This is a genomic window from Paenibacillus sp. J22FR5 (assembly GCF_059691975.1).
The window spans coordinates 54,393-78,558 of record NZ_JCAUAN010000008.1 but is presented as its reverse complement, the minus strand read 5'-3'; the positions used below and the strand labels follow the sequence as shown (position 1 = coordinate 78,558).

Genomic DNA, 24,166 nt, shown 5'->3' with positions numbered 1-24,166 from the left:
GGCAATGGAGATAGACCTCCATATGCCCTTGATTGTAATTAATAGCTTCGACCAAAGACAACCGTATGCTTAGCAGCATCGCCGCAAACAAGACATGTCGATTTGGTTTCGGATGGTGTGAACGGGATATTACGACTTGTTGCTCCTGTTTCTTCTTTCACTTGCGATTCGCAAGCATTAGATCCGCACCAGCCAGCCAAGGCAAATCCGCGTTTCGTTTCCAAAAACGTCTTAAATTCATCGATCGTATCTACCGCAATGTAATGATCGTCACGGAATTGCTTCGCTTTATCATACATCTGCTGATGAATCTCAGCAAGTAAATTTTGAACCTCTTGCACAAAATCAGCTTGTTGAACGGTTTTCTTCTCTCCGCTTACGCGTGAAACAAGAACAACTTGTCCATTTTCCATGTCACGAGGTCCAAGTTCTACACGAATCGGAACGCCGCGCATCTCATACTCATTGAATTTCCAACCAGGACTTTGATCAGCACGATCATCCACTTTAACACGTACGCCTGCTTTCTTCAGCTCGGCATACAATTCGTCTACGCGTCCAATCACTTGTTCGCGTGTTTTCGGAGGTCCGATTGGAATCATGATGACCTGTGTAGGTGCAACCTTCGGTGGTAGAACTAAACCGCGATCATCCCCGTGAACCATAATGAGAGCGCCGATTAAACGTGTACTGACTCCCCATGATGTCGTGTGCGCAAATTGGTGTTGATTCTCACGGTCTAAGAATTTGATATCGAAAGCAACTGCGAAATTGGTGCCAAGGTAATGAGATGTGCCTGCTTGAACCGCTTTACCATCTTTCATCATGGCTTCAATAGAGAACGTATCGATGGCACCCGCAAATTTCTCAGATGGTGTCTTTTGACCAACGATAACTGGGATGGCAAGAAAATCTTCAGCAAATTGACGATAAACATCGAGCATTTGCATCGTTTCCCGGCGGGCATCCTGCTCATCTTCATGCGCAGTATGCCCTTCCTGCCACAGGAACTCCGTCGTACGAAGGAACGGCAATGTCCGTTTCTCCCAACGAACCACGTTCGCCCATTGATTGATGAGCAGCGGAAGATCGCGATAGGAGTTAATCCATTCCGCGTACATATGACCAATCATCGTTTCGGAAGTTGGACGAATAGCCAAACGCTCTTCTAACTTCTCTCCACCAGCTTCAGTTACCCAAGGCAGCTCTGGATTAAAGCCTTCCACGTGCTCTTTTTCCTTTTGGAAAAAGCTTTCTGGGATAAACAAAGGGAAATATGCGTTTCGATGTCCCGTTTCTTTAAATTTGCTATCCAGTTCACGCTGAATATTTTCCCAGATTTCGTAACCATCTGGTTTAAATACGATACATCCGCGTACTGGTGAATAACTCATCAAATCTGCCTTCTTGATGACATCTATGTACCATCGGGAGAAATCTTCTCCTTGTGGTGTAATTTCTTTTACAAATTGCTTATCGTTTGACATAAACCCTCCCACAATTTAGGACTACCCCTTAATCAATCGTAAAATATCATTGTACGTAACAGCTACCATAAGCAGCATGAGCAGGGCAAAGCCAACAAAGTGAACCATACTTTCTCGGTTCGGATCTATCGGTTTACCTCGCAGTGCTTCTAATCCCATAAATAGAAGACGGCTTCCGTCTAAAGCGGGGATTGGCAGCAAATTGAAAATCCCGAGATACAGACTTAATGTGGCTGCCCATGCGATCAAGGAGCTAAGTCCCATTTTGGCAAATTGAGCAGACACCTGTGCAGTTCGAACCGGACCGCCCAGATCATCAAGTTTAAACTGTAGCATAACAAGCTTTTGCAAACCTGTAACAATACCAATTGTCGTTCCAACTACTGAATCATAGGTCCCTGTGAATACTTCACCAAGGGTTGCGCTTCTACGATCACCGCTAATCACAACACCAAGCTTGCCTGCACCATCTTCCATTTCAGGTGTAACTTGAAGTGTAAGCGGATTTCCAGCACGATCGATGACCCATGTCATAGTTTTCCCCGCTGATGACTGAATCGCTGAAACCATTTTATCACGATCATCACCAATGGGTTGCTTATCAATGGACATGATGATGTCGCCCTTCTGCAATCCAGCTTTCTCACCCGCTTTTCCAGCAAGTACTGAATCCAGCTTCACGTTCGTGAATACACCCGACATGATCACAACAATGAAAAACAGAACAATAGCTAAAATAAAATTCATCACCGGGCCCATGACGATGGCAATAGCACGTTTCCCTACTGTTTTTGAACCAAATTGACGATCGTACGGCGCGATTTGTGTTTCCGTTCCTTTGGTTACCATCATTGCTTGCGGGTCAACCGGGTATGTAACTTTCTCACCGTCTACGTCCAGTGAAATGCGTAGCGTTCTTTCTAAATCAATTTGTTCCACGACGCCAATGATCACATTCGAACGACGATCTAACTGATCCAGATATAAGAAAGTAACTTGATTTTGTTTGTTTAATTTAACAGCAACCGTCTGTCCAGGATTTACTTGGACAATTTCGGGGTCTTCTCCCGCCATACGAACAAATCCACCAATCGGTAAAATCCGTAACGTGTACCGAGTCTCCCCTTTTTTATATGAGAAAATTTTGGGACCGAAGCCAATTGCAAATTCACGGACTAAAATACCAGCTCGTTTTGCAAAGTAAAAATGACCCCATTCATGAATCGTAACAAGAACGAAAAACAACAAAATAACCTTTAATCCAACTTCAATGGCCGACAAGTCGTATTTCCTCCTTCGGGTTTTCTTCAGAAAACTATCTTAATGTAGCAATGATAAGATAAGACGCTTTCAGTTAAAAACCTACCTTCTAAGCATCCACTTAAGACCAGCTGTTCTAGTTCTTAGATTACCACTATTGAACTGCTGAATACAAGCTATGCCCGCTCAGGACAGTATACGAACTCAGAGAAATAAATAGACTTTAACTCCTAGCCTAGCTGTTGGAAATTGAAAAAAAGAGCTGAGCCATGCAAGCTGACCTTTGCTCTTGATAATCTTAGAAACGAATTGATGCTGCGAAAGCTCTTGCCCACTGATCTTGTTCGTGAATCTGCTCAATTGGAGGATTTGAAAATGATTCATGCTTCTGCAGCACAGTACTAATAATATCCTCAATTTGTAAAAACGAAATTTCCCCTTTAAGAAACCGAGCAACTGCAATCTCATTTGCTGCATTATAAACTGTCGGCGTAGTTCCACCTTGTTTACCACTTTCAAACGCCATACGTAAGCACGGGAAACGTACGTAATCCATCTCTCGGAAATGAAGCTTACCGATCGCAGCAAGATCAAGTCGTGTAGTTGGCGTTGGATATCGCTCTGGGTATGTTAAGGCATACTGAATCGGAACTCGCATATCCGGATTCCCTAATTGTGCAATGACACTATGATCAACAAATTCGACATAGGAATGAATGACACTTTCTGGGTGTAATAATACTTTGATATGATCATATGACAATCCGAAAAGCCAATGTGCTTCGATTACTTCAAGACCTTTGTTTACCATCGTGGCGGAGTCTATCGTAATTTTAGCCCCCATGGACCAATTCGGATGCTTAAGCGCATCCTCTACCGTAACTCCCTCAAGCTCTTCCCGCGTGCGATCGCGGAATGAACCACCAGAAGCCGTTAAGGTAATTTGTGCGATTTGGGAACGCTTTTCCCCATTTAAACACTGAAAAATAGCCGAATGCTCACTATCGATAGGAAGTAATCCAACACCTTTACGGGTGACTGCTTCCGTCACGATATGACCTGCACTTACAAGCGTTTCTTTGTTCGCTAGACCAATATCCTTGCCAGCTTCAATCGCTGCCAAAGTAGGTCTTAACCCTTGACTCCCTACAAGTGCACTTACTAACAAATCTGCATCCGTTGAAGCAGCAACTTCCAATAGTCCCTCATCGCCATAAAGGACTTTGATATGAGAAGGAAGTTGACTTGCAACCTCGTCCGCTAATTCCTTCGTGGCCACCGATACAAACTTGGGTTGAAATTGAATAGCTTGTTCAATAACTAGATCACGATTATATCCAGCTGAAATCGCTTCGACTCGAAACTTTTCAGGTGAGTGTTGTACAATATCCAACGTTTGAGTTCCAATGGATCCTGTCGATCCCAAGATGGCAATTTTCTTCATGCTTTCCACCCCGTTGATGAGAATTAGTTAGGAATTAAGTCGAGCAGATAAATAAAAGGAAAAACGATAAGCCAACTATCCATCCGGTCGAGCACACCGCCATGTCCTGGTAACAGAGTTCCTGTGTCTTTAATTCCTTTTACGCGCTTATAGGCAGATTGAATTAAATCACCAACTTGTCCAACTACAGCTATGACGAGTCCTAGTAGAAGTGCTCGTCCTATACTTAAGAGATCTGGTGCGTACCAAGCAAACCCAACAGCAAAGATCATCGCAATGACGACACCGCCTAGCGCGCCTTCAATAGACTTATTCGGGCTAATTTGAGGCCATAACGGATGCTTACCTAGCTTTGATCCTACAAAATATGCACCGGCATCTGATGCCCAAATACATATAAACACCATGATCGTCCAAAATAATCCATTATCCGCTAAGCGAGCTTCAATCATATAATTAAAGCCAAGCCCAATATAAACAACACCTAGCATAATAACGGAAACCTGATCGATCGTAATTTTATTTTTTGAAGCTACCGTTATAAAGAGCAAGAGAAACATGACAAGCCAAATAACGGCAGTAAACGAGATTGGAAAAGTAATATGTAACAACCCCCAAGGGATTGTCAAACATAATAGTGCTATTAAGCCTACAGCAGCTGTTCGTTTATATGGCATGTAACCATTCATTTGTAAATACTCGCGATACCCAATTATAGAAACGAGTACAATCAGCCCTGCATACCACAGATCGCCAAGCACTAATAGTGTAATAAATGCGAGACCGGCAATTACGCCGGTTATGATCCTTTGTTTCAAGTTAAATCCCCCTAGATGAACAACGTTTACTCTAGCCATCCATTTACAGTCAGGTATTAAATACCACCGAATCTTCTCCCGCGGCGTTGATACTCAGCAATGGCTTGCATAAATAAGTCCTCTGTGAATTCTGGCCAATAGGCTTCTGTGAACCACAATTCCGAATAAGCTAATTGCCATAGTAAAAAATTACTCAATCGTAATTCCCCACTTGTTCGAATTAACAAATCTGGGTCTGGCAAGTCTGACGTTAACATGTAGGAAGAAAAGAGTGCTTCGTCTAATTCATCCGGCTTCAAGTTTCCGTTCTGCAGATCCTGCATCATATCTTGCACTCCTGCAATGATTTCTTTACGTCCGCCATAATTTAAAGCAAAATTCAGAATAAGTCCTGTGTTATCCTTCGTCCGTTCGATAGCTCCTTCTATCGCTTTCAGCGTATAGTCAGGCAATCCCTCTTTCCAACCGGTCATCCGGATACGTACATTGTTCTGAATTAACTCTTCAATTTCCAAAGGAAAAAACTCCTGTGGAAGCTTCATAAGAAATTCAACTTCATCTTTCGGTCGTTTCCAATTTTCCGTCGAGAATGCATACATCGTCAGAACTTTGACACCAATCTCGTTGGCTGCCATTGTAATCTTCTTCACATTCTTCATGCCTGAATGATGTCCTGCTACTCGCGGCAGACCTCTTTGTTTGGCCCATCGACCATTTCCATCCATAATAATCGCAACATGCGCCGGGACTTTGTCCAGCTCTATCTCAGGGGTTGCCCCAGTCACAGGCTTACTCTTCTTGTTTAACCACATCTTAAATAGCTTGAGCACAGTTGTTCCTCCCAACTAGGGAAAGATGAAAAACCCCCAGCGAATGAATACCCGGGGGCATATCTATCTTATACTTCCATGATTTCTTTTTCTTTAGCAGCTAAAACTTTCTCAACTTCAGCTACGAATTTATCAGTGAATTTCTGAATATCCTCTTGGTGCTTACGGGATTCATCTTCAGAAATACCTGCTTTCTCAAGCTTCTTAATTTCATCATTCGCATCACGACGAATATTACGAATTGCAATTTTGGCTTCTTCGCCAAACTTCTTCGTCATTTTCACCAAGTCGCTACGACGCTCTTCTGTTAATGCAGGGATAACAATACGAATAACGATCCCGTCATTCGATGGTGTTAAACCTAGGTCAGACTTCATAATCGCCTTCTCAATCGAAGACATTGAGCTTTTATCCCATGGTTGAATAAGCAAAGTACGTGAATCTGGTGTAGTTAAGTTAGCAAGCTGATTGACTGGCGTCATAGCCCCGTAGTATTCCACTTGAATGCGATCTAACAGAGATGGTGTAGCACGTCCCGCACGAAGGGAAGTCAAATCTCTTCTTAACGCTCCAATTGCCTTGTCCATCCGATCTTCTGCGTTCTTTTTCACTGATTGCGGCATGGTTTATACACTCCCTTTAACTGTAGTCCCAATTTTCTCGCCAAGGACCACTCGTTTGATGTTCCCTTTTTCCGTGATGTTAAACACAACCAACGGAATGTTGTTATCCATACAAAGGGAAGATGCAGTGGAGTCCATGACACCAAGATTGTTGCTTATTACTTCCATATAGGTTAACGTTTCGAATTTCTTCGCTGTTGGATCTTTGAATGGGTCAGCCGAGTAGACGCCATCCACTTTATTTTTGGCCATAAGAATAACTTCAGCTTCAATTTCAGCAGCTCTTAAGGCAGCCGTCGTATCCGTCGAGAAGTAAGGGTTACCCGTACCCGCGGCGAAAATAACAACTCTACCCTTTTCAAGATGGCGCATAGCTCTCCTACGTATGTATGGTTCAGCAACTTGTTGCATGGTAATGGAAGACTGAACTCTTGTAGGTACCTCTATGTTTTCCAATGCATCTTGCAAAGCAAGTGAATTCATGACAGTCGCCAGCATTCCCATGTAATCCGCTGTTGCACGATCCATACCCTTCTCACTACCTGCGATTCCGCGCCAAATATTCCCGCCGCCAACAACGATGGCAACCTCAACATTTAATTCTACAACGTCTTTCACTTGTTGAGCAATGGAGGTGATCACTTCTGAATCAATGCCATATCCTTGCTGTCCGGCTAAAGCTTCGCCGCTCAATTTAAGCACTATTCTTTTATAAAATGGTTGACCCAACTTGTATGACCTCCGTTTCCATGCATAACCAATCTCTTTAAGGGCTAAAAAAGAAGGAACACCAAGTGTTCCAACTTTTTTAAATGCCTATTATAGTTTAACTTGGGACATAACTTCTTCCGCAAAGTTTTCTTGTTTTTTCTCAAGACCTTCACCAAGACCAAAACGAACGAAACGACGAATGGAGATGTTCTCGCCGATAGCAGCGATTTTCTCATTCAGCAATTGGTCGATTGTTTTATCTGGATCTTTAACGAATTGTTGCTCCATCAAGCAGAACTCTTCGTAGTATTTACCAATACGGCCTTCAACCATTTTATCGATGATTTTCTCTGGTTTGCCTTCGTTCAAAGCTTGGTTACGAAGAATTTCTTTTTCTTTTTCCAAAGCTTCTGTTGGTACTTCTTCACGACGTACATAAGATGGGTTTGCTGCTGCAATGTGCATAGCAATGTCTCTGCAGAACGTTCTGAATTGCTCTGTTTTACCAACGAAGTCAGTTTCACAGTTGATCTCAACAAGAACGCCAACTTTACCGCCAGCGTGGATGTAAGATTCTACAGCGCCTTCTGTAGCAATACGTCCAGCTTTGTTAGCTGCTGCAGAAAGACCTTTCTCACGAAGAAGTTCACCAGCTTTGGTGATATCGCCGTTTGCTTCTTCAAGTGCTTTCTTGCAATCTAACATCCCTGCACCTGTTTTTTCACGTAATTCTTTTACTTGAGCTGCTGTAACTGCCATGTAAGAAACCTCCTGTGAAATAGTTATTGTCTTCTATATGTAACACCAGTTTATTCTTTAAAAAAAGGGTGGTGACAGGCTGTTACACCTTCCAACCACCCTTTTCACATTGCTATAATTTAAGCTGTTGTTTGCTCGCCTTGGTGTGCTTCGATAACTGCATCAGCAATTTTCGCTGTTAACAATTTAACTGCGCGAATCGCATCATCGTTACCTGGAATCACGTAATCAATTTCGTCTGGATCGCAGTTTGTATCAACGATACCAACGATTGGGATACCCAATTTACGAGCTTCTGCTACAGCAATACGCTCTTTACGAGGATCGATAATGAAAAGTGCACTTGGCAGACCTTTCATGTTCTTGATTCCGCCTAGGAATTTCTCAAGACGCTCTTTCTCTTTGCGAAGAATGATAACTTCTTTCTTAGGAAGAACTTCGAAAGTGCCATCCTCTTCCCATCTTTCAAGAGTTTTCAAGCGATCGATACGTTTTTGAATTGTTTGGAAGTTAGTTAATGTACCACCCAACCAACGTTGGTTGATGAAATACATGCCACAACGTTCTGCTTCTTCAGCAACGGAATCTTGTGCTTGTTTCTTCGTTCCTACGAAAAGAATTGTTCCATTATCTTCGGATACGGATTTAACAAAGTTGTAAGCTTCCTCAACTTTTTTAACCGTTTTTTGAAGGTCGATAATGTAAATACCATTTCTTTCAGTAAAGATGTACTTGTCCATTTTCGGGTTCCAACGACGTGTTTGGTGACCGAAATGTACGCCAGCTTCTAAAAGCTGTTTCATGGAGATAACTGCCATCCCCAATCCCTCCTCTAAGTGGTTTATTTGGTATCCGCCGCCCCTCGCATCTTTGCATAAAACCTACCGAAGTAAGCACCATTATGCAAATTGACGGGCGTGAGTTTTTAACACCGTGAATAAATATACCACAACTGAAAACCCGATGCAACCTTTTATCCTGAATGTCATTCTGTCCAAGAAATGGTTAGTTTATGTAACATAAATAAAAAAAAGATCTTATCAAGAAGATCCTTTTGTAAGCGATTCTATTGAACTGTAATAAGGTTTGTAACTACAGTTTGGATATTAGTAACACCCTCAAACTCATGATAACCTACTTGAATTTTGGTATTCCCACCTTGTTTATCAAGTTCGGTAACGAATGCTTTCCGATCAGCAATGACACCTGCTCGAAAAAGCAAATCAGCAACTGTTGATGCATCAAGGTTTGGCTGTACATAAATGACGATCTTCGAAGAAGCCGCTGACGGTGTTGCTTTAGGTTGCTCTTGCGGTTTGGAGGCTGCTTGCTTGTCCGCTTCGTCTTTAGCTTTTTTCTGGAGTGCAGCATCAAACTCAGCCTGTGTGTATAACTTCACATTCTTTTCAAAGACTTGATAATATTTGGAGGTTTCTTCCTTTAACTTCTGTGGGTCCATTTCTTCTAATGATATGCCTGATTGACTAGGAGCGCTTGGGCGAGCAAGCATCACTTGAAGGAGTATGGCCCCGACAATGACACCTATTCCAATACCAGAAACGAGAACTCTATTTTTAAACACGTGTCCGTTCCTCCTGTCTCGAAAGCTGAAGGATCAAACTAACCTCGCCTTTATTCATACTAAGCTTTTTGGCAATAGCCTCCACACTTTTCCCTTGATCATGTAATGAAAATAACTCTGAGTACCTGCTTTTCATACTTAAGCCTTCATAAACGGGTTCTACAATAATTGGTTCAGCGACCTTAATCATTTCAGGAAGGTTTGTTTGAACCTCATCTTGTATATTCTTATTTGGTACATCTGTTGATGCATTTGATGAGCTTGAAATTTGTTGCGTGACATGAAGCGTAGTTAACTCTTGAGATAATTCGTGCTTTTGTCTTTCCAACGTTTCCAAACGGCCTGCCAGTTTTGCAAGCTCTACTTCATAATCTTGTTTTGTTTTTGTAAATAGATCAAGCATCGCTTGATTCTGTTCATCCATTTCAGCAGCGAAGTGCTCAATCGTATCTTCGATTTCCTGCACAACTGTCGCTTTAGGGGATGATGCCGTAGCCTGATCCTTCGGTATAAATCTTGCATACACAATCAACACAAGACCAAGAAGAATGACATATAACACCGGCTGCATAACCATGGAGTTCACCTTTTTCTATAACAAGTTAGAGGGATAAGTCAATATGATGACCTTTATAAGGATGGCCAGGTTGGTGTTCAATTTCCGTTGAAGCACTTTCCACGAGCCCACTTGTCTTTTTTGGGGTCATATGCGACTTCTTCTGTTCACGACGATCCATGATATCTGAACGCCCACTCTCTTCGAGTCTGCTAGTCCGTTGTCGATCTCGTTCCGTTGTTTGTGTAGCTTGATTTTCTAAAATATTTCCATCTTGCCGCGGTTTCTGCATCAATTGATTTTGTTTAATACCTGCTTCATCATTCTTGTGTACAGCGAACTGTAAATCGATGGATTTAAAACTCATCGTTTACTCCCTCCTTCACTTACACGTTTGCACTCATTGTAATATCGCCATCACATAACTGGAATGTCATGCGGTTCGTTGCATCTTTAATGAATTTCGTATACCGTCCAATCATAATTTTCGTACCACCGTAAACGGTAGAAACCACTTGAACTTTGGCATTCTCAGAATCTTCAAGAGATTTCTCGATTTCTAACATACGTTCCTTAATAGCGGTTTGCTCATCTACCGTTTGCTTCTTGGTATTATTGAGTTTAATACGCATAGCCAACTTGTCAGGGCTTAATTGTCCCGCGGCTGCGAGTTGATCCAACAAAGAAAGCGCTTTATCGGATTTTTCCATATTTTCCATCAGTGACTTCAGTTGGTTACGCAGGTGGATCATTTCATTGCGAAGTTCTGGCAATACCCCAACCTCAATGACGGTTGCCGTTGACATGGAATTACCAATCGTTCGTGCCGTAACACGTTCTCCCGCTTGTATGGTTCCTCCAACAATAAGGCCTTTTGCCCCTACACAATTCACACTTTTACCTGCTCTAATCGTTGAATGCATGATACTTTGAGAAACGGTAAGATCACCCGCAGCTTCAATTGTTGCATCTTGGATAAATGAGCTTTTCACATTTTTCCCTGCTTTAATGAAAGCTTTGTTTTGTCCTACAATACCCGCTGTTATATCGATGGATCCTTCTGCTTCAAGCTCCGCGGCTTCCACGCCACCGGTCACACGAATGTCTCCAGCAGCTCGAATTTTGAATCCAGGAAGAACATTACCTCTGATGACAACTGTACCAATAAAATCAATATTCCCAACATTATAATCTAGATTCCCATTCACTTCGTAGACAGGAAACACATTAATTTTATCTCGATCCGTGCGAACAACCATACCATCAATTGTAGCATATAGCCCATTCTGCTCAGCGTCCGTTACCACATTCTTACCCATTTTAAATCTGGCTTCTTTTCCCGCTTTTGTAAAAAGCGTCTCCCCTGTAACGGCACGTCCAGGAGTCCCTGCTGTTGCTAAGAAGCGTTGACCGATTAATTGCCCTTTTCTAACGTTATGAAGTGAAACGACTTCTTTATAATTGACCCGGCCGTCTTCCAGCTCTAAAGGTTTTTTTTCGTTTTCATCAAAGTCAAATGATAATTTGATATACCCGTTTTGACCTTCAACCGGCTTAGTTCCCGATGCAATTAACGTCTTTTTAAGATAAAAAGAAATAGGATTTGCAGCAATTTCTGCAAGCACAACTTGATTTACTCCATGAATAATCCGGTTTTTTTGAACCATGTCCGCTAATTGGGCCATTGACACTTGAAACGAATCGTCCGTATTACTGATTAGTAAATGGGCAGATAATTTGTCATCTGACACCGTAATAGTAATGTAGTAATCCAAAGGCATGTTCCTTTCACTCATGGACATACCACCTTTCCATACTTTCAAAATAAGTTTAATTATCTTGAAAAAGTTGATTTTTAAATCGTCCAAGTACACCTTTAAGTCTTAATATTGCTTTAGAATGCAGCTGTGAAATTCGTGATGGGGATAAACACATAACCTCAGCAATTTCACTTAAGGATAATTCTTCGAAATAAAATAGGGAAACAACCGTTCTCTCTTTTTCTGTCAATCGATCAATCGCTTTCGCTAATGATTCTTTAAGATAAAACTCATTCACTTGAAATTCAGGATTTTTGGCTTTCTCATCAACAATGAGGGAAAGACGTGTTTCCGAATCTTCTTCACGAATGGGATCATCAATAGAACAAATTGTAGTAATGGAAATGTCCTGAAGCATTTGCTGGAAATCTTGTTCACTTATTTGCAAATAAGTGCTTATCTCCACATCTGTAACGGATCGAAGATACTGCTGCTCCAACTTTTGATAAGCTTCTTCTACTTTTTTGGCCTTTTCCCTTACGGATCTTGGAACCCAGTCCCCTTGCCGTAAACCATCAATAATAGAGCCGCGGATTCTCCAAGAAGCATACGTTTCAAATTGTAGACCTCGCGCATAATCAAACTTCTCAATGGCATCTATTAATCCCATCACACCAAAGCTGGATAAGTCATCTTTCGAAACACTTTTGGGAAGTCCAATAGCTAATCGTCCTGAAACATACTCGACTAAAGGCAAATAGCCCTCAATTAAGGCTTGTCTCGCAGCCATTATGCCTTGTTCCTTCCACTGTTTCCACAATTCAATATTTGCTAATTGATCTTGCTTTTGATCGATCATGATTTAAGATTCACCATCCTTAATCTTCAGACATTCGCCTCAAGGCACCCGCCAGTTGTTCAGGGTCCAAATTATTCTTGGTGACTAGCTTAGGTGGATTCAATGGTGAAAATTGCATTTCATTTGAAAGTGTGTCTTTATTATTGTTTGTGTGGTTCGACTTTAGCATTTCTCGAGTTACCTCATCCTCATCAGGTGTAGTCAAATCTAGGTTCTGACCTACAGCGGATGAGGCGTTCTCATGAGAAGAATCCTCAAGTGGAGAAACAGATCCAATTAATATCCCGAGCACCCATCTAAAACCAAATGCTACGATGAATAAAATTAGAAAACTGTACCCACTTTTAAGGCAGGAAGATAGGAATAAATTATTGCCAATCGATAATGCAAATGTAAAAATACAAGCTAACGAAGCTACGATGACATTTATTCGAATAGTTCCAATCATCATCAAATTTCCTTTACTCCCAATTGAACACTGCGGATCAATAAGATACCAGTCGTACTAAAAAACTCAATCGTACGACCATAGTTAGCTCCCGTATCTTCAGCAAGAATTGGAATCTTGTAACGATTCAACATTTCTTTACAAGATTCTACATTCCTCGGTCCGATTCTCATCGTATCATTATTTCCTGCAAATGCAAACATTTGAGCACCGCCAGCAAGCTTAGCCTCTAGTTTGCTAAGGTTGGCACCTAGCTTTTCCATTCTTGAAATAAGCTCAGGGATTGCCGTATCTGCATACTTCGCTATATTCAAAGATCCTTCGCGTGCAATTTCAGAAGAAGGCAACATAACATGTGCCATTCCAGCTACTTTTGCTCGACTGTCATAAAGAGTAACACCAACACACGATCCCAATCCTGTTGTCTTCAACACACCTGTTTGATGAGCAACATTCAAATCAGCCATACCAACTTTTATTAAGTTTTCTTGCGTCATGGAGAGACTACCCCTAATGCCGAAAAGATTTTACCAAACGATTCCGGATCAGGGATTAAGAAAAAGTGTCCTTGCACTTCATTCTCCCCTTCCAAAAATTTAGTATCAATGAGAAGAGCTTGATCCCCCATTTGACCAAATTGCAATAAACCATAGCTTAAAATTGCACCAGCCATGTCGATCGCCAGCGCTGGAACCGTCGGCTGCATATTTAGATTTGTAAAATCAGCGAGTGAAGATAAATAAGACCCAGCAAGGATATTGCCAATTTCATTCAGGGCAGATAATTCAAGCTCTGAATATTCTTCTTGGTCAGGAAGAGATAATCCAACTAAATCCCGAAGCATATTTTTGGCAGCATCCAAGTCAAGGATGAAGAACATATTACCTGGTGCATCCCCTTCAACTCGTAAGAAGATGGCTAAGACAGCGGTCTCAGCACCACCAACACTCTCGCAAATTTCTTCGAAAGGCAGCATTCTTACTTTAGGAACTAGCATATCAATAGGCTTATCAAGTAAGGTCGAAAGCGCAGTTGCTGCATGCCCTGCGCCAATGTTTCCTACTTCTTTAAGCACATCTAATTGAAAATCCTCAAGTCGGCTAAAAACGTCCACAAGCTATTCCTCGAATCTTTCTAGTTGCTGAATTTCACTGCGATTCAAGACTTGCTCTAAGTTAAGTAGTACCAACAAACGATTATCGCCAACACGCGCGATACCATCCAAGTATTTCGCTTTAATGCCGCCAACAACTTCTGGCGGTGTATTAATGTTATCCGTATCTACATCAATAACATCATTCGCTGAATCTACAATCAGTCCAACTTCAAAGTCAGCAGCAGAAACGATAATGATACGAGTTGCATCCGTGCTTGTTACCTCTTCAAGTCCAAATCTAGCACGTAGATCAATAATAGGAATAACAACGCCACGTAAATTTATAACACCTTTAATAAATTCAGGTGCTTTTGGCACACGTGTCATTGGCTGCATTCTTTCAATTGTTCTAACCTTCTCAACCTCAACACCATACTCTTCCGATCCAAGTGCGAAGACAATTACCTTTTTTTCTTCTCCCATTATGAAATCCTCCTTAACGAATATGGTTTATTTAATCAAAGCATTAGGATCAATGATCAATGCAACTTGTCCATCCCCAAGAATGGTTGCCCCAGAAATTGCGAAAATTCCAGTCAAATACTTGCCTAATGTTTTTAAAACGATTTCTTGCTGACCAATAAATTCATCTACCATTAATGCGACTTGCTTGTCACCTTTACGGACAACTACAATTTCCGTTTCTTCCTCCAAATCCTCATTGAAATCAGGAACCTGGAACAAGGAGCTAACTGACACTAATGGAATAACCGCTTTGCGATAATCAATCATTTTTGTTCCTTGAATATTACGGATCTGCGACTTCTGAATAGCTGAAGTTTCAACAATGGAAGACAACGGAATGGCATATTTCTCACTGCCCAGACGCACTAACATCGCAGAAATAATTGAGAGTGTAAGCGGTAATTGAACAGAGAATTTACTTCCGAACCCAGGTTTGGAATCAACTTGTACGTGTCCACCAAGCATTTGAATCTTGGTTTTAACCACATCTAATCCTACACCGCGCCCTGATATATCAGAAATTTTCTCAGCTGTACTGAAGCCCGATGCGAACAGTAAGTTGTAAACTTCATGGTCAGTTAGTTTAGCAGCTTGCTCAGCTGTAACGAGACCATTCTTCAAAGCAGTCTTCAGAACCTTCTCACGGTAAATACCTTTACCATCTTCTTCGATCTCAATGAAAACGTGGTTTCCACTATGGAATGCACGAAGCTGAATAGTACCTTGCTCAGGTTTGCCTACAGCGACCCGCTCACTGATCGACTCTATTCCGTGATCTACGGCATTACGTAATAAATGGACAAGCGGATCGCCGATTTCATCAATGACAGTACGGTCTAATTCCGTTTCAGCACCAGTAATCACTAAATCCACTTTCTTATCCAGCGACTTCGCCAAATCTCTGATCATACGTGGGAATCTATTGAATACCGAATCTACTGGAACCATACGGAGCTTCAAAACGATATTTTGCAAATCGCTGCTAACGCGTGACATGTGCTCAACGGTTTCCGTCAAATCATTCCGTTTTACTTCACTCGCAAGCTGCTCTAGTCGAACACGGTCAATAAGAAGCTCACTGAACAAATTCATAAGCGTGTCTAAACGCTCAATATCTACACGAATTGTGCGACTAGCAACAGGCGCTCCACCTGCAGCAGGTTTAGCAGCAGTTACAACGGACTCGGTAGTTTTTGGTGCAGCTACATCAGACGTATTTTCAGTTGCAACAACAGCCGCTGCGATTTCTTGACGAGCTGATTCTATCTCCGAAGAAGGACGAGACAATTCAGCAAGTGATTCTATATCTACAGTTATAATAACGGCAGAAGCAATCTCAGAAACATTCAAAATCTCTTTCTCTAGTGTTGCTTGATCTACCTTTGAAATAAAGTAGAGTGAGAACGAGCGATCAAACTTCTCTTGCTCAATTTCTTGTACAGATGGTGTTGATTTAATGATCTCGCCCATTCTTTCCATCGCATCGAATACCATGTAAGCACGCGCTGCTTTCAAAACACAGTTTTCGTTGACACTGACTTCTACATAGAATACTAGGAAGCCTGAATCAATAGACTGTTGAAGAATGGAATATTGAAACTCATCCACTTCAATGCCCTTGGACGGTTCTTTAACAGCAACAGCTGTTGTAGTAGTTTGTGCTTTTTTGTAATCACCTGTCACGATGGATCTCAGAGCAACAACAATTGGAGAAACATCCGCTTTTCCTGTCCCACCTTGAATAATATCTTCCACCATGGATTCCAAGGAGTCTAGACTTTTAAAAATACAATCAAAAATGTAGGAATCCATTTCAATTTTACTATTTCGTACGAGATCAAGTACATTTTCCATTTCATGTGTAAGTGCCGCGATGTCCTCGAATCCCATTGTTGCAGACATCCCTTTTAACGTATGAGCCGAACGAAAAATATTATGTACAATACTAACGTCTTTGGGACTACTTTCTAAATTTAAAAGATTTTCATTCAATGATTGCAAATGCTCTTTTGATTCATCGATAAACATCGATAAATATTGACTAAGTTCCACTACCACACACCTCCAATAGAATCAACCAGTACCCTATTTTTACTTCAGTTCATTTCATTCAGTACGCATTTAGATAAACGAACTGCAATATCCTGTTGAGGTAAAACATGCATCGCTGCTTGATTTTCAACAGCCGCTCTAGGCATCCCATATACGACACAAGTTTCTTCGGCTTCGGCAATTGTTGTTGTTGCACCTGATTGTTTCAGTGATAGCATGCCTTTGGCCCCATCACTTCCCATCCCAGTCATTAAAACAACATGTCGCTTTAATTCACTCATACCAAGTAAGGATTCGAACATCACATCAACCGATGGTCGATGACCAGAAACAGGTTCATCTTTCGTTAATCGAATTTTGTACGTCCGGTTCGGATCTTTGTAGATTACCATATGCCAGCCTCCTGGAGCCACATAAGCTGTAGCTGTTTGAAGGACCTCACCATCTGCCGCTTCGACAACCCTAATTTGAGAAATATCATTCAAACGTTGGGCTAGCGATTTGGTAAAATTGGGTGGCATATGCTGAACAATTAAAATTGGAGCTGGGAACCCTGCAGGAATATTGGAAATAACCTGATGTAAAGCACGTGGACCACCAGTTGAAGTGCCTATGGCAACTACATGGTTAAAATGCGTAGAAGCTTGGCTAACCGGAACCGGAACAATGAAATCCTGCTGTTTTAGATTCTCTTTGTCTATTTTAGATCTCAGAGTCAATGGATTGATCTTTGCTAATGGTGACTGTGCATGAACTGGCTGGGTGACATTCATTTTCGAACGAACTGCCATATGCAGTTTCTCATGAAGCAATAGTTTAACTTTATACAAATCCAGAGAGATGGATCCCGATGGCTTTCGTATAAAGTCAACTGCTCCCAACTCCAAAGCTTTAATCGTCTCAGCGGCTCCCTCTTGCGTTAAAGAGCTTAGCATGATGATTGGGGTTGGTTGCTCTTCCATGATGTGTTTAAGCGCATCCAATCCATTCATTACAGGCATTTCGATATCCATCGTCACAGCATCCGGTCGAAGCAGCTTAACTTGTTCAATCGCTTCTTGCCCATTTTTTGCAGTACCGATGATCTTGAATTGAGGATTTTCAGAAATCAAATCACTTACTATTTTTCGCATAAAGACGGAGTCATCTACGACAAGAATGTTATATATTGCCATGCTGCTTCCCTCCTCTATCTGCTTATTCGACACGATTTTCAAAAATCCTATTTCAAAAGTTTCAACATTTTATTTAAAAAGCTCTTGACACCCGTAGAAGGTGTTTCTATCACCCGATATCCTTTTATATAGTTATCCGTGAGTGTCTTGATACTTTTGGTTGCCGTGGAATATGGATAAGCAATCGAGAAAGGAATTTGCCTTTTCACAGCTTTAGAAACAACAGGATCATCATCTACAAACCCTAAAGTAGGTATATGAATATTCAAAAACTGTTTGGCTACTAAAGAAATTTTGTCAGCAGTCTGCCTACCTTCACGCTCATCCGTAACACGATTAATGACTAGCTTAAAGGACACATCGTGACCCATAGAATTCACCATCTTGATAATGGCATAGGCATCGGTAATCGATGTTGGTTCAGGCGTAGTAACAACAATCGCTTCTTCAGCAGCAAGAATAAATTTAAGCGTTTCTTTAGATAAGCCAGCTCCTGTGTCAAAAATAATGAAATCCACATAGCCGTTTAGCTGCATGACTTGCTCAGCAAAATAATCTAACTCTTCTTCACTTAGTCGAAGCAAGTCATTAAAGCCAGAACCACCCGCTATAAATTCTATATCATTGGTGCCTTTTTGGATGATTTCCCAGATCGTTTTGTCCTTTTTTAAAAGGTGATATAGACTGTACGTTGAGGATACTCCCATCAATACATCGATATTAGCTAACCCAATATCGGCATCGAAGACAAGAACCTTATAACCTAGAGATTGTAATGATAAAGCAAAGTTTAGCGTAAAATTGGATTTACCTACGCCACCTTTTCCACTGGTTACGGTAATAATCCTGGTTGTTCTTGTGCCTTTATCACTCTGCGTCTGAACCAGATTCCGCAACCCTTCTGCTTGATCTTTCATGTTCTAGGCTCCTCCAATAACAAATCAATGATTTGCCACTCATTCATTTCCGCAATATCATCGGGTACACTTTGCCCAGTTGTCACATACGAAAGCTTAAGAGAAAACTCATGAACAACATTCAAAATGGCTCCGTAGGAATCTGTTTCGTCCATTTTGGTAAATAGAACTTTATCCAACTTAAACTTACTGAAGTTATTTGTTATCGCACGCAAATCACGATATTTGGTCGTTAAGCTAAGAACGAGAATGGTTTCACTATTTCCTTGCGTTTTCAGCAATGAATTCAATTCCGATACATACATTTCGTTTCGGAAATTACGCCCGGCCGTATCCATAAAAATGATGTCACATTCTGCTAAATTTTGAAAAGCTTTCGTCAAATCTTGCGGAGAAAACACGACTTCAAGTGGTACATTTAATATTGTCGCATATGTTTTTAACTGCTCAATCGCAGCAATTCGATAGGTGTCTGAAGTAATAAATCCGACTTTCCGATGATATTTCAAAACTTGCTCCGCGGCTAGTTTGGCTATCGTTGTGGTTTTACCAACACCTGTTGGACCCACAAAATGAACAACACGTGTCTGTGCAGATATATGCTTGCTTTGATCTGATTGGAAAATCTGACCAAGCTTTGAGCGAACAAACTGGTGAGCTGACTCTTCAGTCACTGGCTCATCCGCGAGTTGAAAATCCGCCATGACCTCGTCCATGATTTGACGAACGAGGGTTGGATTCACCTCTTGGTCATACAGTCGTTGCTCGAGCTTTTGCAAGGCTTCTGGAAGCTTGCCTTCATCAGAAACTTGTGTCAGCTTTTTCATCATTTCTTTCATTTGTTTGAGTTCATCCATCAATTGCTCATCTTTCACCGAGGCTCTTGCTGAAGTCTGAACAGATGCTGGAGAATAGGCTTGATGTTGCGCAGGATTCATCGTCTTCTCTGATACTGCACTAATCGTCACTGGCTCACTCTTCACTGCGGTTGCAGCAAATACGTCAGGTACATCTGGAAAGTCTGATTGGTATGAATTAGTTTTAAGAGGAGGCACCGGATTATTTACTTTGGGCTGCTGTGAAAGCTGAGGAGCTACCCTTTGCGGAGGTGCGGTTGGCTTCGCATTTGCTCCATCGATGGCTGCAATGACTTCGATCTTTTTCTTTCCAAACATACCTAGAAAACCGCCAGTGCGAATTTCCTTCGTATTAAGGATAACAGCATCCTTACCTAAATCCGTCCGTATTTTTTGCAAAGCGTCTGGCATGGAATCAACAACATATCTTTTTACTCTCATAAATTGACTACCCCCATGCTTTGGATTTCAACGCTAGGCTCTAATTCACTGTAAGAAAGGACAGGAATATCTTGTAGGGTTCTCTCTAAAAGCTGTCTAACATACATCCGTATTGTTGGAGAAGTTAAAATGACGGGTTGTTGCCCAGATTGGATTAATTTCGTTACCTGTTCCGTTACACGATGATAAATGATTTGTGACGAAGAAGGATCTAGAGCCAAATAACTTCCTTGATCAGATTGTTGTACGGAATCAGCAATTTTCTTCTCGACAGATGGACCAACCGTGATAACTTTCAGAGAATCCCCCTGCGATGTAAACTGCTGAGTGATTTGACGGGACAATGACTGTCTCACATACTCCGTTAATATCTCCGGATCTTTCGTATACGTTCCATAATCTGCGAGAGTTTCTAGTATTGTGACAAGATCTCGGACAGAGATCTTCTCGCGTAGCAGTTTCGACAGTACTTTCTGTATATCCCCGACCGACAATACCGAAGGAATTAGATCATCAACAAGTGCTGGGTAAGATTCCCTTACATTTTCGATAAGTGCCTTCGTTTCCTGACGACCCAGAAGCTCATGAATATGTTTCTTAATAATTTCAGTCAGATGTGTTGCAACAACAGAAGGTGGATCAACAACTGTATACCCAGACATCTCAGCTCGTTCTTTGTTCATTTCATCGATCCATATTGCCGGCAAACCAAATGCAGGTTCCGTAGTTTCGATTCCTGAAATGGAATCGTCATCAATACCTGGGCTCATAGCTAGATAGTGATTAAGGAGTAGTTCGCCGCGGGCAACGGTATTGCCTTTAATTTTGATGATATACTCATTTGGTCTCAATTGGATATTGTCACGAATTCTTATAACGGGAACTACAACGCCAAGCTCCAAGGCACATTGTCTACGAATTAAGATAATACGGTCTAATAAATCGCCGCCCTGCTGCGTATCTGCAAGAGGGATAAGACCATAACCAAATTCAAATTCAATTGGATCCACTTGAAGTAATGAAATAACACTTTCCGGACTTCGCACTTCTTCAATGTGTTGTTCTTCTACCTTTTGCTCTTCTTTAATAGCTTCGCGTTCCAAATTCTTTTGCATTTTGAATGCTGCGAAAACCAATAAACCAGCAATTGGGAAAGTAGTAAACCAATGAATAGGTGTAAATAGGCCCAAAACCACTAATGTTCCAGCAACAATATACAATAACTTTGGTTGAGAAGTTAATTGTCTCGTAATGTCGTGACCTAAGTTTCCTTCAGACGATGCTCTGGTAACAATGATACCCGCAGCAGTTGATATCAGTAGAGCTGGAATTTGGCTTACCAAACCATCTCCGATAGTTAAAATCGAAAAAGTTTGGAGAGCTTCAGAAAAATCCATACCTTTCATAGTCATCCCAATGATAAAACCACCGATGAGATTAATGACAAGGATAATGATACCCGCAATCGCATCACCTTTTACGAATTTACTGGCACCATCCATAGCACCATAGAAATCAGCCTCACGTTCAATCTTTTGTCTTCGTTCTCTAGCTTGAACCTCATTGATCATGCCTGCATTCAAATCAGCATCAATACTCATTTGCTTACCTGGCATTGCATCTAGGGTAAATCTAGCTGCAACCTCGGCCACGCGCTCAGAACCTTTGGTAATGACAATAAACTGAACTAAGACAAGGATAAGAAACACGACGAATCCCACTACGATATTGCCTTGAGCTACGAATGAACCAAAAGTTCTGACCACGTCGCCTGCTTCAGCGTGCGCTAAAATATTACGCGTTGTCGATACGTTTAAGGCTAGCCTAAAGAGGGTTGTAATCAAGAGTAAGGAAGGAAAAATTGAAAACTGAAGCGCTTCTTGCGTATTCATTGCGACCAAGATGATCATTAAAGCAATCGAAATATTAATAATAAGTAAAAAGTCCAGCAAAGGGATCGGAACAGGTACAATCATCATCAAAACGATGCCTATGATACCTACTAGAACTAATAAATCTTTGATTTTCATCAGATTGCACCTCCCTCTACGCTAATTCGTCTTACCCTTCATCTTATATACATACGCTAGTACTTCTGCCACAGCCTGGAATAGGTCTGCTGGAATCGCATCACCAATTTCCACCTGTGCAAAAATCGCTCGAGCAAGCGGCTTATTTTCCATCGTCATAACGCCATTCTGTTTGGCGACTTCTTTAATTTTCAAAGCTACGTAATCTGCTCCTTTTGCAATTACTGTAGGAGCCTGCATATTTTTCGAATCGTACTTAAGCGCAACTGCGAAGTGAGTTGGGTTTGTTATGATGACATCGGCCTTAGGAACTTCCTGCATCATTCGTTGCATGGCCATTTGACGTTGTTTGGCGCGGATCTTCCCTTTGATAAGAGGATCGCCTTCGCTTTTCTTATATTCATCTTTAATGTCTTGTTTGGACATTTTGAGGCTTTTCTCATGTTCGTACTTCTGATAGATATAATCAAAAATAGCCAACACGATTAAAATCGCACCGATTTTTATTCCTAAGTTTAAAGTAACCGAGGCAACAAATGTGAAAGTGCTTTCCAAAGGCGTATGTCCTAAACCAAGAAGCCTATCTTTCTGCCCCATTAGAGTCGTGTAAACGGCATATCCAATAATGAGCATTTTCATCGTCGACTTTAGAAAGTCCATCACCGTACGCAAGGAAAAGATCCGTTTAAAGCCACTAATCGGATTAATCTTATCAAACTTCATCATTAAAGGATCGCCAATAAACATAAATCCGATTTGTGCATAATTCGCTATAAAGGCGATGAGGAGTACTAAAATGAAAATAGGAGCCATAATTAGTAAGCCTTGTTGTGCTAAATCCACGAACAACACTTTCACATTCCCAATCGTAAGGTCCATACCCAGTTGATTCTCATATACATTTCGAAAGATATGAATGAGTTTACCTTTCATATAAGAACCAAACATCATAAAAGCCACGAATGAAAAAAGTAAGATGGAAGCCGCGGGCAAGTCCATACTTTTAGCAACTTGACCCTTTTTTCTGGCATCCTGTCTTTTTTTCGCAGTAGCAGACTCCGTTTTTTCCCCAGCAAAACATTGTAAATCTAGCTGTAACCGAAGTTGTTGGGACACGGTTTTCCTCCTACTATGGTGATGTCTGCTCAGTTCCTCCAATAATTTGAAGCATTTTTTCCATGTAATCAAAAATGGTTCCGAATAATTGCTGGAATTGTGAAATTAACTCGGGAAACACGATAACAAGTAGAAAAAATCCAAGAATCATTTTCAATGGTGCGCCAATGACAAAAATATTGAACTGCGGCGCAACCCTTGTTAAGAGGCCTAACCCTAAATCTGTTAAAAATAAGGCAGCAACAATAGGGGCTGCCAGTTGGAATGAGAGATAAAACATTTTGGACAGCGATTTAAATAAAAAATCTGAAATTTGGCCGTCATAAATGCGGCTAAATAATTCGTTATCGATCGGAACCCATTTGTAACTATCAATGATGGCCCTGATTAAGAAATGATGACCGTCAAAAGACAGAAACAGCAGAACAGCAATCATATATTTCAGATTCCCTAGCATTGGCGATGAGGTTCCTGATAATGGATCAATAACACTCGCCATACTAAATCCAATTTGCATATCCATAAAAGATCCCGCTGTTTGAACAACAGTGAAAAACAAATACGCGAGAAAACCTAACAACACGCCAATTAACATTTCGCGGATAATTAAAAGCACGTATACGCCATCAATTGGGATAGACTTGTCCATTCCCAACGTTGCGAAAATGATTAGCGAAATGAACACCGACAGTCCCACTTTAAACATCATGGGAACATTTCTCGAAGAAAGGATGGGAACTACGACAAAGAATGATGTAATTCGACAAAAGATAAGCAGAAAAATAGGGATGGATTGAATAATTAATGGCATTTCACTCAC

25 protein-coding genes are annotated in these 24,166 nt (G+C 41.2%); all 25 read right to left on the bottom strand.

From position 1 onward, the window contains the following. Positions 1-38: 38 nt before the first annotated feature. The 25 genes from proS to fliR all read right to left on the bottom strand — a co-directional run bounded on the left by proS (position 39) and on the right by fliR (position 24,157). Entirely contained in the window at positions 39-1,487 is a 1,449-nt protein-coding gene (proS, locus tag AC58P7_RS13550) for a proline--tRNA ligase (RefSeq protein WP_497343564.1), read from the bottom strand. Positions 1,488-1,508: 21 nt separating this feature from the next. Beyond that, positions 1,509-2,768 carry an RIP metalloprotease RseP gene (gene rseP, locus AC58P7_RS13545; RefSeq protein WP_497343563.1) on the bottom strand — a complete coding sequence of 420 codons (1,260 nt, stop codon included), beginning with the start codon at positions 2,766-2,768 and terminating at the stop codon, positions 1,509-1,511. A 277-nt stretch (positions 2,769-3,045) separates the two neighbouring features. Continuing rightward, positions 3,046-4,191, bottom strand: a complete 1,146-nt coding sequence (locus tag AC58P7_RS13540; protein WP_497343561.1) for a 1-deoxy-D-xylulose-5-phosphate reductoisomerase — start codon at positions 4,189-4,191, stop codon at positions 3,046-3,048. A 23-nt stretch (positions 4,192-4,214) separates the two neighbouring features. Further along, positions 4,215-5,009 (bottom strand): phosphatidate cytidylyltransferase, encoded by a 795-nt coding sequence (locus tag AC58P7_RS13535; protein ID WP_497343559.1) that lies wholly within the window; start codon positions 5,007-5,009, stop codon positions 4,215-4,217. A gap of 56 nt (positions 5,010-5,065) precedes the next feature. Then, a complete protein-coding gene (uppS, locus tag AC58P7_RS13530) occupies positions 5,066-5,839 on the bottom strand; it encodes an undecaprenyl pyrophosphate synthase (RefSeq protein WP_497343557.1) in 774 nt (257 codons plus the stop codon). A gap of 68 nt (positions 5,840-5,907) precedes the next feature. Continuing rightward, positions 5,908-6,462 (bottom strand): ribosome recycling factor, encoded by a 555-nt coding sequence (frr, locus tag AC58P7_RS13525; protein WP_056625017.1) that lies wholly within the window; start codon positions 6,460-6,462, stop codon positions 5,908-5,910. Positions 6,463-6,465: 3 nt separating this feature from the next. Next, complete coding sequence (pyrH, locus tag AC58P7_RS13520) at positions 6,466-7,191, bottom strand: UMP kinase (protein WP_065853842.1); 726 nt, start codon at positions 7,189-7,191, stop codon at positions 6,466-6,468. A gap of 90 nt (positions 7,192-7,281) precedes the next feature. Next, positions 7,282-7,932: a translation elongation factor Ts gene (tsf, locus tag AC58P7_RS13515; protein ID WP_477502185.1), complete on the bottom strand. Its 651-nt coding sequence runs from the start codon at positions 7,930-7,932 to the stop codon at positions 7,282-7,284. 119 nt (positions 7,933-8,051) lie between these two features. Further along, positions 8,052-8,750: a 30S ribosomal protein S2 gene (gene rpsB / locus AC58P7_RS13510; protein WP_056625008.1), complete on the bottom strand. Its 699-nt coding sequence runs from the start codon at positions 8,748-8,750 to the stop codon at positions 8,052-8,054. Between the two features lie 248 nt (positions 8,751-8,998). Continuing rightward, entirely contained in the window at positions 8,999-9,514 is a 516-nt protein-coding gene (locus AC58P7_RS13505) for a hypothetical protein (RefSeq protein WP_497343555.1), read from the bottom strand. Continuing rightward, on the bottom strand, positions 9,507-10,085 hold the full coding sequence (locus AC58P7_RS13500; protein ID WP_497343553.1) for a hypothetical protein: 579 nt from the start codon (positions 10,083-10,085) through the stop codon (positions 9,507-9,509). Before AC58P7_RS13500 ends, AC58P7_RS13505 begins: the two co-directional genes overlap by 8 nt. 31 nt (positions 10,086-10,116) lie before the next feature. After that, complete coding sequence (locus AC58P7_RS13495; RefSeq protein WP_497343551.1) at positions 10,117-10,437, bottom strand: hypothetical protein; 321 nt, start codon at positions 10,435-10,437, stop codon at positions 10,117-10,119. A gap of 19 nt (positions 10,438-10,456) precedes the next feature. Next, on the bottom strand, positions 10,457-11,866 hold the full coding sequence (locus AC58P7_RS13490; protein WP_497343549.1) for a flagellar assembly protein A: 1,410 nt from the start codon (positions 11,864-11,866) through the stop codon (positions 10,457-10,459). Between the two features lie 34 nt (positions 11,867-11,900). Further along, on the bottom strand, positions 11,901-12,689 hold the full coding sequence (locus tag AC58P7_RS13485; RefSeq protein WP_497343547.1) for a FliA/WhiG family RNA polymerase sigma factor: 789 nt from the start codon (positions 12,687-12,689) through the stop codon (positions 11,901-11,903). A 19-nt stretch (positions 12,690-12,708) separates the two neighbouring features. After that, on the bottom strand, positions 12,709-13,140 hold the full coding sequence (locus AC58P7_RS13480; protein WP_497343545.1) for a hypothetical protein: 432 nt from the start codon (positions 13,138-13,140) through the stop codon (positions 12,709-12,711). Next, positions 13,140-13,634 (bottom strand): chemotaxis protein CheD, encoded by a 495-nt coding sequence (locus AC58P7_RS13475; RefSeq protein ID WP_497343544.1) that lies wholly within the window; start codon positions 13,632-13,634, stop codon positions 13,140-13,142. The genes AC58P7_RS13480 and AC58P7_RS13475 overlap by 1 nt, the downstream gene beginning before the upstream one ends. Beyond that, a complete protein-coding gene (locus AC58P7_RS13470; RefSeq protein ID WP_497343542.1) occupies positions 13,631-14,251 on the bottom strand; it encodes a chemotaxis protein CheC in 621 nt (206 codons plus the stop codon). Before AC58P7_RS13470 ends, AC58P7_RS13475 begins: the two co-directional genes overlap by 4 nt. 3 nt (positions 14,252-14,254) lie before the next feature. Further along, positions 14,255-14,716, bottom strand: coding sequence for a chemotaxis protein CheW (locus AC58P7_RS13465; protein WP_497264153.1), 462 nt, complete (start codon positions 14,714-14,716; stop codon positions 14,255-14,257). A 27-nt stretch (positions 14,717-14,743) separates the two neighbouring features. Continuing rightward, positions 14,744-16,810, bottom strand: coding sequence for a chemotaxis protein CheW (locus AC58P7_RS13460; RefSeq protein WP_497343540.1), 2,067 nt, complete (start codon positions 16,808-16,810; stop codon positions 14,744-14,746). Between the two features lie 44 nt (positions 16,811-16,854). Next, the gene (locus tag AC58P7_RS13455) at positions 16,855-17,985 is read right to left on the bottom strand and encodes a protein-glutamate methylesterase/protein-glutamine glutaminase (protein WP_497343538.1); all 1,131 of its coding nucleotides are present in this window, start codon (positions 17,983-17,985) and stop codon (positions 16,855-16,857) included. Between the two features lie 47 nt (positions 17,986-18,032). Then, positions 18,033-18,902, bottom strand: a complete 870-nt coding sequence (locus AC58P7_RS13450; RefSeq protein ID WP_497343536.1) for a MinD/ParA family protein — start codon at positions 18,900-18,902, stop codon at positions 18,033-18,035. After that, positions 18,899-20,200 (bottom strand): flagellar biosynthesis GTPase FlhF, encoded by a 1,302-nt coding sequence (gene flhF / locus AC58P7_RS13445; RefSeq protein ID WP_497343534.1) that lies wholly within the window; start codon positions 20,198-20,200, stop codon positions 18,899-18,901. Before flhF ends, AC58P7_RS13450 begins: the two co-directional genes overlap by 4 nt. Further along, entirely contained in the window at positions 20,197-22,230 is a 2,034-nt protein-coding gene (gene flhA / locus AC58P7_RS13440) for a flagellar biosynthesis protein FlhA (RefSeq protein WP_497343532.1), read from the bottom strand. Before flhA ends, flhF begins: the two co-directional genes overlap by 4 nt. A gap of 21 nt (positions 22,231-22,251) precedes the next feature. Beyond that, positions 22,252-23,346, bottom strand: a complete 1,095-nt coding sequence (gene flhB / locus AC58P7_RS13435) for a flagellar biosynthesis protein FlhB (protein ID WP_497343530.1) — start codon at positions 23,344-23,346, stop codon at positions 22,252-22,254. A gap of 13 nt (positions 23,347-23,359) precedes the next feature. Continuing rightward, on the bottom strand, positions 23,360-24,157 hold the full coding sequence (gene fliR / locus AC58P7_RS13430) for a flagellar biosynthetic protein FliR (RefSeq protein WP_497343528.1): 798 nt from the start codon (positions 24,155-24,157) through the stop codon (positions 23,360-23,362). Between the last annotated feature and the right edge of the window lie 9 nt (positions 24,158-24,166).

What these genes read in the sequence shown, in the direction of transcription:
- tsf (WP_477502185.1), bottom strand. Translation starts at nt 7,932, where the DNA reads ATGGCAGTTACAGCAGCTCAAGTAAAAGAATTACGTGAAAAAACAGGT.
- AC58P7_RS13450 (WP_497343536.1), bottom strand. Translation starts at nt 18,902, where the DNA reads ATGAAAGATCAAGCAGAAGGGTTGCGGAATCTGGTTCAGACGCAGAGT.
- AC58P7_RS13540 (WP_497343561.1), bottom strand. Translation starts at nt 4,191, where the DNA reads ATGAAGAAAATTGCCATCTTGGGATCGACAGGATCCATTGGAACTCAA.
- AC58P7_RS13485 (WP_497343547.1), bottom strand. Translation starts at nt 12,689, where the DNA reads ATGATCGATCAAAAGCAAGATCAATTAGCAAATATTGAATTGTGGAAA.
- AC58P7_RS13500 (WP_497343553.1), bottom strand. Translation starts at nt 10,085, where the DNA reads ATGCAGCCGGTGTTATATGTCATTCTTCTTGGTCTTGTGTTGATTGTG.
- flhF (WP_497343534.1), bottom strand. Translation starts at nt 20,200, where the DNA reads ATGAGAGTAAAAAGATATGTTGTTGATTCCATGCCAGACGCTTTGCAA.
- frr (WP_056625017.1), bottom strand. Translation starts at nt 6,462, where the DNA reads ATGCCGCAATCAGTGAAAAAGAACGCAGAAGATCGGATGGACAAGGCA.
- AC58P7_RS13495 (WP_497343551.1), bottom strand. Translation starts at nt 10,437, where the DNA reads ATGAGTTTTAAATCCATCGATTTACAGTTCGCTGTACACAAGAATGAT.
- AC58P7_RS13480 (WP_497343545.1), bottom strand. Translation starts at nt 13,140, where the DNA reads ATGATGATTGGAACTATTCGAATAAATGTCATCGTAGCTTCGTTAGCT.
- AC58P7_RS13465 (WP_497264153.1), bottom strand. Translation starts at nt 14,716, where the DNA reads ATGGGAGAAGAAAAAAAGGTAATTGTCTTCGCACTTGGATCGGAAGAG.
- proS (WP_497343564.1), bottom strand. Translation starts at nt 1,487, where the DNA reads ATGTCAAACGATAAGCAATTTGTAAAAGAAATTACACCACAAGGAGAA.
- AC58P7_RS13455 (WP_497343538.1), bottom strand. Translation starts at nt 17,985, where the DNA reads ATGGCAATATATAACATTCTTGTCGTAGATGACTCCGTCTTTATGCGA.
- flhA (WP_497343532.1), bottom strand. Translation starts at nt 22,230, where the DNA reads ATGAAAATCAAAGATTTATTAGTTCTAGTAGGTATCATAGGCATCGTT.
- rpsB (WP_056625008.1), bottom strand. Translation starts at nt 8,750, where the DNA reads ATGGCAGTTATCTCCATGAAACAGCTTTTAGAAGCTGGCGTACATTTC.
- AC58P7_RS13490 (WP_497343549.1), bottom strand. Translation starts at nt 11,866, where the DNA reads ATGAGTGAAAGGAACATGCCTTTGGATTACTACATTACTATTACGGTG.
- fliR (WP_497343528.1), bottom strand. Translation starts at nt 24,157, where the DNA reads ATGCCATTAATTATTCAATCCATCCCTATTTTTCTGCTTATCTTTTGT.
- AC58P7_RS13475 (WP_497343544.1), bottom strand. Translation starts at nt 13,634, where the DNA reads ATGACGCAAGAAAACTTAATAAAAGTTGGTATGGCTGATTTGAATGTT.